The 6852-nt window shown below is 67.8% G+C and carries 7 protein-coding genes; 2 read left to right on the forward strand and 5 right to left on the reverse strand.

Features of this window, described 5'->3' with window-relative positions; translation table 11 throughout:
- From VFG33_RS21235 to VFG33_RS21250, 4 genes are all read right to left on the reverse strand, one after another.
- Positions 1 to 953, reverse strand: a 953-nt coding sequence (locus tag VFG33_RS21235) for an adenylate/guanylate cyclase domain-containing protein (RefSeq protein WP_325054659.1), incomplete at its 3' end; no start/stop codon positions are given.
- Positions 934 to 1341, reverse strand: a complete 408-nt coding sequence (locus VFG33_RS21240) for a cyclic nucleotide-binding domain-containing protein (protein WP_325054660.1) — start codon at positions 1339 to 1341, stop codon at positions 934 to 936. The genes VFG33_RS21235 and VFG33_RS21240, both read right to left, overlap by 20 nt.
- Before the next feature lie 89 nt (positions 1342 to 1430).
- Positions 1431 to 2129, reverse strand: coding sequence for a class I SAM-dependent methyltransferase (locus VFG33_RS21245; RefSeq protein ID WP_325054661.1), 699 nt, complete (start codon positions 2127 to 2129; stop codon positions 1431 to 1433).
- Complete coding sequence (locus VFG33_RS21250; protein ID WP_325054662.1) at positions 2126 to 3298, reverse strand: 3,4-dihydroxy-2-butanone-4-phosphate synthase; 1173 nt, start codon at positions 3296 to 3298, stop codon at positions 2126 to 2128. Before VFG33_RS21250 ends, VFG33_RS21245 begins: the two co-directional genes overlap by 4 nt.
- 285 nt (positions 3299 to 3583) lie before the next feature.
- On the opposite strand from VFG33_RS21250, the gene VFG33_RS21255 reads away from it, so the two are divergent.
- Positions 3584 to 5110 (forward strand): glycoside hydrolase family 183 protein, encoded by a 1527-nt coding sequence (locus tag VFG33_RS21255; RefSeq protein ID WP_325054663.1) that lies wholly within the window; start codon positions 3584 to 3586, stop codon positions 5108 to 5110.
- A 201-nt stretch (positions 5111 to 5311) separates the two neighbouring features.
- Entirely contained in the window at positions 5312 to 5653 is a 342-nt protein-coding gene (locus VFG33_RS21260; protein WP_325054664.1) for a hypothetical protein, read from the forward strand.
- Between the two features lie 5 nt (positions 5654 to 5658).
- Here the strand turns inward: VFG33_RS21260 and VFG33_RS21265 are convergent.
- On the reverse strand, positions 5659 to 6852 hold a 1194-nt coding region (locus VFG33_RS21265), incomplete at its 5' end, for a threonine/serine exporter family protein (protein WP_325054665.1).

A 6852-nucleotide genomic window follows, 5' to 3' on the forward strand; every position in this document is an offset into this window, starting at 1 on the left:
CTCGCATACGGGAGCATCCTGATCCGGCCGGGCTTGCACTCGGAGGTGAGACGGGAGGCGAGGTTCACCACCTCGCCGTAGATGTCGCCGAGCCGGATCAGGATGCTCCCGTATGCGAGGCCGATCCGCAGCTCGGGTAGGTCCCCGGCCTCGGCCACCTTCTCCTGCAGGGCAAGGGCAACCGCGGCTCCCTGCGCCGCGGTATCGGTCACGAAGAGCACCTCGTCACCGATCGACTTGATCACCCGGCCGCCGTTCAGCGCGACCACGTCCGCGGCCATCCCCTCGAACCGCTCGATCAACTGGCCGAGCTCGAGCTCGGACAACCTCCGGGTCAACCGCGTATAGCTGACGATGTCGGCGAACCCGACCGCACGGACGCCCCGCGACAGCTCGTCGGATCCTGCCACCGCACGACCGGCGGCCGCGGCCAGATGACGCCGCCAGACATAGGTCTGCAGCCTTTCCATTGCCGGCAGCAACAACGAGGCGACCTCGAGCGCGTCGTCGGCGGACAGCTTCGAGCGGCCGAGCAAGTCAAGGAACATCGCCGACTGCCAGGAGGCCAGCCGGGACTGGGTCTGGCCGAGCTTGCGGGCCAGCGACGACTCGATCGCGGGATCGATGAACCCGTCGTCCTCCAGGGCCGCGACCAGCCGGAGTGCCTCGACATCGTCGTCGGTGAAGGCGATCTCGTCGTCCGGCACGGTCGCGAAGCCGAGCGCGTGCCACATCTGCTCGGTCCGCTCGATCGAGACGCCGGCCCGCTCGGAGACCTGGAGCCGGGTGAACTTCCGTTCCCCACCCAGCAACGCCTGCTCGAACCCCTTCTGCAACACCGCCAGATCCGGCTCCGGACCCGCCTCCGACGCACCGGCCGGGGCGGGGGTGTGCGGGGCGGCGTCCGGCGCGGAGGGTTGGGTCGGCGACTGCTCAGGAGTTGGGCTGGTCACCACGGCGCTCGGCGATGGTGGCGTCGATGGCGTCGCGGAAGTTCGGCAGCCGGTTGGTCAGGTCGTCGAACTTCTCCCGGGTGAAGTGCAGCAGCTGCAGCCGGCTCTTCGCCGTCACCGTTGCCGTCCGCAACCGGTTCTGCCGGACCGCGACCTCACCGGCGATGTCGCCCGGCCCGAGGACGGCGATCTCCTCACCCTTCACCCGGACCGCCGCCGTCCCACTCAGGATCAGGTACGCCGCGTCCGGCGGGGTCTGTTCCAGGATCAGGGACCATCCGGCCGGTACCGAGACCTCTTCGCCGGCCCGGAAGATGTCCTTGATCTCCCGGCCGGACAGCTCCGCGAACAGCGGCAGGTCCCGCGGGGACGTCCTACCCAGTGCCACGTCGATCCTCCGAGCCCGCCGGGCGGTGACCCAGCGATAGCAGGCCGATGTTTCCAGTCGGTAACTCTAACGGCTGGGCGCGTCCGGAGTCACCGCACCCTCGCAGATACCAGCAACAACGGCGGTCTGCGCCGGTGCACCGCGAGGTGCGGGTAGTGCCGAATCTGGACCTCGGTCGGCTGCGGTTCCTCCACCGCCTCCAGCGCGAATCCCTGTCGCTGCAGCGTCGCCAGCGTCGAGCCGATCGTCCGGTGATACTTCACCACCCCGTCGACGAACCAGGATCGTTGCCTCGGCCCCTCGTCCGCATAGTCGTCGACGCCCCCGTCGGACGGCTCCAGCGGTGCGGTGATGATCGGATGCTCGACCGAGAACACCAGCCGCCGACCAGGAGACAGCCAGCTCCTGATCCGCGCGACCAGCCCCTCCAGATCCTCGACGTAGTGCAACGCCAGGCTGCTGACCACGAGATCCACCGTCCCCGGTGCCAGGTCGAAGTCCGCCAGATCCGAGCGCACGTAGTACACCCGCGAATGCTGTGAAGCCCGCGACAACATCGACTCCGACGCATCCACAGCAACCACCGCGGACGCCCCGGCTTCAGCCAGCCGTACTGCGAGTCCGCCCTCACCGCAGCCCAGATCCACCACCTGCAATCCGTCGACCGGTGGTAGCAGCGCTGCCATCGCGGGGATCTCCAGCTCCTCGTTGAGCCCGAGTTTGTCCCGCCTGAGTTGCCGGTATCCGGCCAGGAACACTGGGTCGTCGTACAACTCCGCGCCCTTCACAGCCAACTCGCCAGGTCGTGGACGTCGATCATCGGCAGGTCCCAGCGGAGCGCGAACTGTTCCAGGTCGACCGCGTCCGCCATCACACCGTCGGGTCGCATCACCTCGCAGCAGACCCCGACCGGCGCCAGCCCCGCGGCGCTACACAACGCGACCGTCGCCTCCGTGTGCCCTCGTCTCTCAGCCAGCAACCCGGGTCGGGCGGCGAGCGGAAACACGTGGCCGGGCCTGAGGAAGTCGCTCGGAACAGCGTCGGCCGAGGCGAGGCGGCGGATGGTCGCCGCCCGGTCGGCCGCACTCACGCCAGTCCCGGGAAGCGACGCCAGGTCGACCGGTACGTGCGGCAACGTCCCCTGCCGATCACCCTTGCCAGGCATCCGCTGGATCTCCAGCCGCTCGAGGACCGACGGGTGACAAGGAACCGTCGTGTGCCCACACACCTGCGTCAGCAGGAAGGTCATCGCCTCCGGCCGGAACTTCTCCGCCGCGAAGACGACATCGCCTTCACCCTCGAGCGTGGGATCCCAGACCACCACCCCACCGCCGGCAGCCAGTTGAGCGACAACCTTCTGTACGCCGACCGGCCCGTTCAGGTGACCCGCCCAGGGCAACCGACTGATCGCCTTCAGCAGCTCAGGCCCGTGCCCTTCGCGTGCCATCCGGGTGAGCAGGTCACTCTCCAGATTGACCCGGTCCCCGATGGCCAGGTCGCCGAGGTTCGTCTTCTTCAGGGTGTTCGGCACCAGGACCACCGAGAACCGGTCCTTCAGCACCTCCGCCACCGTCAGGCTGACCCCGTTCATCGCCACCGAGGACTTCGCGACCAGGCGAGCAAGCAGCCGGTCGCCCGGCTTGATCCAGACCCGACGCCCCGCCGGTTCCTCGTCGATCCGGTCGCCGGCCGCGAGGGGCAGTTCGCAGTGGACCGAAGTACCGGCGCTGATGCGGTCGAGGGTGGTGCGGCGGCGGGTCTCGTCGGTGATGGTGGCGACCAGTTCGGTCGGACCGGCCGACTCCATCGTGAGGCGGACCCCGTCGAGGCAGACGGCGCCACCGGCGACGAACAGACCTCGCCCGTTCGCTGGGAGGTCGGGGTCGAGCTTGACCCGCACAGCCTCGCCGCGGACCTCGGCGACAGTGGCGGTCCACTCGATTCTTCCTGTGAACATGCTTCCAGCTCCTGTGCCTGAAACGGCCAGGGACCCGATCGGATCCGAGCGGAAGCGGGGTATCACCGCATGGCCCCGGTCGCGGCCGGGTCACTCCGCCTACCGCACGGAGCCGACGGGCCCGGGATCAGCTCCCTGCCGTCACACCTTGGAATCGCACCACCAGCAGTAAATCACAGCGCCCGGCGCCGAGCCGTTGACCGGCTGCGTGGTGCCGGTTACGGTACCGAGAAATCGATTTCTCACCTTGACTCGCGCTCTGACCCGCCCTTTGAGGAGACGCGCATGAAGAAGCGATTCGTTCTGGTCCTGCCCCTGCTGCTCGGCGCGGCGCTGCTGCCGAGCGGGTCCGCGCCGCCCGCCCAGGCCGGAGCGGTTCCGTCGCCGGCCCAGCGGGTCGCCAAGCTCACCGGACCGGAGTCGATCAACGACACCGAGGCCCGGTTCCAGCTGAAGTCGACCGATCTCGGCATCCTCTGGGACAACGGCTCCGGCGAGATCCTGTCCGCGTTCGGCGACAGCTACGGCAGCGGCTGGACCGGTCCGGGCGGTGGTGCCGGCGACCCGGCGACGCTCGACTGGCGCTGCAACGTGCTGCTGCGGAGCAAGGACCGCAACCTGGCGGACGGGATGAGCTTCGACAGCGCGGCCGAAGACCGCCCGGGGCACGCCAAGCAGTTCCTCGACTGCAAGAAGATCGACCGCGACGAGCACACGGTGATCCCGACCGCCGGGATCTCGGTGGGCAAGCGGCAGTACGTCCAGTACATGTCGGTCAACTACTGGGGTCCGGCCGGAAGTTGGTTCACGAACTACACCGGCTTTGCCTACTCCGACGACAACGGCCAGACCTGGACGAAGCACCCGACCGCGCGCTGGCAGAACACGGTCGCCTGGGACGACAACTTCCAGATGAACGCGCTGGTCCGCAAGGACGGCTACGTCTACATGATCGGTACGCCGAACGGGCGGTTCGGCAACGCGCACCTGGCCCGGGTCCCCGAGAAACAGGTGCTGACGAAGAACGCCTGGCGCTACTGGGACGGCAAGTCCTGGTCCACCCGGGAGAGCACCGCCGCGCCGATCGCCATCGGTCCGATCAGCGAGGTCTCCGTGCAGTGGAACGCGTATCTCGGCAAGTGGTTGATGATGTACCTCGACGAGCAAAGAGCCTCTGTCGTACTCCGCTCCGCTGGGTCGCTAACGGGTCCGTGGGGTGGCGAGCAGGTGGTTGCCAAAGGCAGCGACTACCCGGGGCTCTACGGCACCTACATGCATCCGTGGTCGTCCGGACCGGACCTGTACTTCACGATGTCGCAGTGGGATCCGTACAACGTGTTCCTGATGCACACGAAACTGACCGACGACGGCCTGAAAACCAACCTGGTCACGGATCCCGGCTTCGAGGAACAGACCGGCGCCTCACCGTCCCCACCCTGGCAGCTGAACGGCCGCGGCGGGATCGACAAGACGAACCTCGGCCACACCGGCGCGAACAACGCCTTCCTCCGGGACTCGATCGGCCTCCACGCCCTGCAACAGAACGTTGCCGTCCGCCCCCATCACCGCTACCGCCTGTCCGCCTGGATCCACACCGCGGACAACAACACCGAGACGATGCTGGGGGTCCGGACGCTCCGCGGCAAGACCCTGGCGGAACGGCCGGGCGGCGCGCATCCGCAGTACACGAAGGTCACCGTCGAGTTCGACTCCGGCCGCGAGTCCCTGATCCAGCTGTACAGCGGCTTCTTCGGCCACGGCCAGGACGTGTGGTTCCAACTCGACGACGTAGTCCTCGAGGAAATCCGATGATCCGTCACCGACCGCAGGCACTGACGCCCCAGAAATATTCGGTGTCGCTCGGGTGGCAACGAATGCGACCATCGGCGCATGGAGGTTGCCGTTCAACGAATTCGCACCAGCTGGACCAAGCAGTCACGGGGCGGTCCTGCGGCGACGGTTCGGAACAGTGCGCCCACCGCATTCCGCCTACCGTCCACGACGCTCCCACTCATGCACGACGTGAAGATGTCGGAGGCCGAAGGATTCACGGCTGTGTTCGGTACGACCGAACCAACGGACCGCGGAGTACGCCTGGACGAGCAGGACGGGCGGCTGCGGGTCTTTCCTGAGATCGCCTTCGCAATGCCTCCTCGGCATCGGCGGCCGGCGGTTCGACTGGAACCAGGTCAGTGGATCCGCTGGCACCTCAACTACCGCACAGTCGCCTCAACCTGCAACGGCCTTTGGGTCTACGAGTTGCACACCTTCAACATCGCCTACGGCACGGTTGCCCGCGACACCTTTCTCGGCATCCCCACCCGGGTCGTCAACGAACTCGGCACCCTTCGCTAGCCGCTCTAATTGGTGCTTCGGCGGCGGGGGCGGGAGGTGCGGCGGCGGATGGGGCGGCGGGGGCCTACCAGGCGGGGGCCGGCGAGGCGGTCTTCGAGGCGGCGGGCTTCTCGGCGGATGGGTTGGGCTACGTATTCGCCGAGGATGACACCTGATGCCAGGGCGACGCCAATTGCCACCGCGGTGGCGAGGCTGACTATGCCGATGAGGTTGCCCAGGGCCATCACCTCGTACAGGCCCTTGTAGATGGTGAGACCTGGGAGGAGGGGGACCGTGCCGGAGACGACCACGACGAGGGGCGGGACGCCGGAGCGGCGGCCGAGGGAGTAACCGCCGAGGCCGACGGTGAAGGCGGCGACCGCGGTTGACCAAGCAGGGCCGAACTCGGCGCGCGTCATCAGTGTGAAGACGAGCGACCCGGCGGCGCCGACGACTGCCACCGGCAGAAGAGAACGCAGCGGCGCGTACGACGCGTACGCGAACGCAACCGCCATCAACGCGCCTGAGCCGACCATGATCGGGAGGTTCGCGAGCTGGATCGTCTGGGCCTCGATCGCGACCGGGAGGCCGAGCTTGATGCCGAGGGTGATTCCGAGGCTGACGCCGGCGATGATCCCGCCGGTCAGCAACATCGCTTCGAGACTGCGGGCGGCAGCGGTCACGTAGTACCCGGTGATCGCGTCCTGGACGGCGCCGGTCAGGGCGATGCCGGCCAGCAGCATGATGATGCCTGCAGCAACGACCAGCGACGGTTTCACGGGTGCGTGGACGGCGTAGAGGATCAGGGCGACGGATGTCGCGACGAAAGCGCCGGCGACCTGCTGGTAGAACGCGGGCAGCCGCTGGCGGTTGAACCACCTGTTGCTCAGTTCGATCAGGATCGCGGTGACTACCGCGACGAGGGTGATCAGCCAACCGCCGCCGAGGAGAAGAGTCGCTCCACCTGCCATCACGCCCCAGGCGAGCACCGAACTCCAGCGCGGGAACGGTGGACCCGCGGAGACCATCCGGGCCAGTTCGCGGCTCGACTCCTCGCGGGTCAGATCGCCGCGGACGAACCGGCGTACCAGTTGGTCGACGTCGGTCAGGCGGGAGAAGTCCTGACCGCGGTACCGGACGACGCGCATATGGGTCTCGGGGGCGACGTCGGGCGCCGCCTGGTACGAGATCGCGATCGAGGTGAAGGTGATGTCGACCTC

Origin of the sequence: Kribbella sp. (assembly GCF_035687465.1) — a bacterium.
Lineage (GTDB): Bacteria > Actinomycetota > Actinomycetes > Propionibacteriales > Kribbellaceae > Kribbella.

Coding starts and splice junctions, on each gene's coding strand:
- VFG33_RS21260 (WP_325054664.1), top strand. CDS start 5,312: ATGCACGACGTGAAGATGTCGGAGGCCGAAGGATTCACGGCTGTGTTC.
- VFG33_RS21250 (WP_325054662.1), bottom strand. CDS start 3,298: ATGTTCACAGGAAGAATCGAGTGGACCGCCACTGTCGCCGAGGTCCGC.
- VFG33_RS21255 (WP_325054663.1), top strand. CDS start 3,584: ATGAAGAAGCGATTCGTTCTGGTCCTGCCCCTGCTGCTCGGCGCGGCG.